The organism is Roseibium sp. RKSG952 (assembly GCF_009711355.1).
In genome coordinates this window covers 1-1,776 of record NZ_SMMF01000556.1, presented here as the reverse complement: position 1 = coordinate 1,776, position 1,776 = coordinate 1, and the positions used below count along the sequence as shown (strand labels likewise).

Annotated in this window: 1 protein-coding gene; it reads left to right on the top strand. The window is 61.6% G+C overall.

What is annotated here, in order from left to right:
• Positions 1–1,776 (top strand): sulfoacetaldehyde acetyltransferase (gene xsc, locus E1297_RS02220; protein ID WP_155133352.1); only part of this gene is annotated, 1,776 nt, incomplete at its 5' end.

Below are 1,776 nucleotides of genomic sequence, written 5' to 3'. Positions count from 1 at the left end.
ATGAAGATGACGACAGAAGAGGCCTTTGTTAAGGTATTGCAGATGCATGGTATTGAGCATGCGTTTGGTATTATTGGTTCTGCGATGATGCCGATTTCGGATTTGTTTCCGAAGGCTGGCATCATGTTCTGGGACTGTGCGCACGAAGGGTCTGGCGGCATGATGGCCGACGGCTACACCCGCGCGACCGGCAAAATGTCGATGATGATCGCGCAGAACGGCCCCGGCATCACCAACTTTGTCACCGCCGTGAAGACCGCCTACTGGAACCACACCCCGGTTCTGCTGGTCACCCCGCAGGCGGCCAACAAGACCATCGGTCAGGGCGGCTTCCAGGAGATGGAGCAGATGCGCATGTTCGCGGACTGCGTGGCCTATCAGGAAGAAGTCCGTGATCCGTCGCGTGTTGCCGAAGTCCTGAACCGCGTAATCATGAACGCCAAGCGCGCCAGCGCCCCGGCTCAGCTGAACATCCCGCGTGACATGTGGACCCAGGTTGTCGACATCGAACTGCCCAAGATCGTTGATTTCGAGCGTCCTTCAGGCGGCGAAGACGCGGTGGCTGCTGCTGCCGAAATGCTGTCGAACGCAAAGAACCCGGTCATCCTGAACGGCGCCGGCGTTGTTCTGGCCGAAGGCGGCATCGAAGCGTCGAAAGCCCTGGCCGAGCGTCTGGACGCACCGGTCTGCGTTGGCTACCAGCACAACGACGCCTTCCCCGGCTCGCACCCGCTGTTTGCCGGCCCGCTGGGCTATAACGGTTCGAAAGCCGGTATGGAGCTGATCTCGGAAGCCGACGTTGTTCTGGCTCTGGGCACCCGCCTGAACCCGTTCTCGACCCTGCCCGGCTACGGCATCAACTACTGGCCCGCAGATGCAAAGATCATTCAGGTCGACATCAACCCTGACCGCATCGGCCTGACCAAGGACGTCAGCGTCGGCATCATCGGTGATGCGGCCAAGGTTGCCAACGGCATCCTGTCCCAGCTGAGCGACACCGCCGGTGACGAAGGCCGCCAGGAGCGCAAGGACCGCATCGCCCAGAAGAAATCCGCATGGGCGCAGGAACTGACCTCGATGACCCACGAGGACGACGATCCGGGCACCACCTGGAACGAGCGTGCACGTGCCGCCAAGCCTGACTGGATGAGCCCCCGCATGGCGTGGCGCGCAATCCAGGCCGCACTGCCGAAAGAGGCGATCATCTCGTCCGACATCGGCAACAACTGCGCCATCGGCAACGCCTACCCGTCCTTCGAAGACGGCCGCAAATACCTGGCCCCCGGCCTGTTCGGCCCCTGTGGCTACGGCCTTCCGGCGGTTGTCGGCGCCAAGATCGGCTGCCCCGATGTTCCGGTTGTCGGCTTTGCCGGTGACGGTGCCTTTGGTATCGCCGTGAACGAACTGACCGCGATTGGCCGCGAAGAATGGCCTGCCGTGACCCAGATCGTTTTCCGCAACTACCAGTGGGGCGCGGAAAAGCGGAACTCGACCCTGTGGTTCGATGACAACTTCGTCGGCACCGAGCTGGACACCAAAGTGTCTTACGCCGGTATCGCACAGGCCTGTGGCCTGAAAGGTGTTGTCGCCCGCACCCAGGAAGAGCTGACCGCGGCGCTGAACCAGGCGATCGAGGACCAGAAGAACGGCATCACCACGCTAATCGAAGCCCTGATCAACCAGGAACTGGGTGAACCCTTCCGCCGCGACGCCATGAAAAAACCCGTCGCAGTCGCAGGCATCAACGCAAACGACATGACACCGCAAGAGGCGTAA